This window comes from Paraburkholderia sp. SIMBA_030 (assembly GCF_046535245.1).
Taxonomy (GTDB): Bacteria; Pseudomonadota; Gammaproteobacteria; order Burkholderiales; family Burkholderiaceae; genus Paraburkholderia.
Genome location: NZ_JAWRXB010001653.1, coordinates 1 through 236, shown reverse-complemented (window position 1 = coordinate 236; position 236 = coordinate 1). Strand labels below are relative to the sequence as shown.

General features: G+C 66.1%; 1 protein-coding gene. It reads left to right on the top strand.

What is annotated here, in order from left to right; genetic code table 11:
* On the top strand, positions 1-236 hold a 236-nt coding region (locus SB772_RS45630), incomplete at both ends, for a protein kinase domain-containing protein (RefSeq protein WP_410839231.1).

Genomic DNA, 236 nt, shown 5'->3' with positions numbered 1-236 from the left:
GATCGCCCGTCAACTGCTGCAAGCGGTCGGCGTGCTGCATCGGCGCAACTTGCTGCACCGCGACATCAAGCCAGACAACCTGCACCTGGGCGCCGATGGACAGTTGCGGTTGCTGGACTTCGGCCTGGCGTATTGCCCCGGCTTGTCTGAAGGCCCGCAGCACGAGCTGCCTGGCACGCCATCCTATATCGCCCCGGAAGCCTTCGACGGCCAACCACCCAGCCCGCGGCAAGACC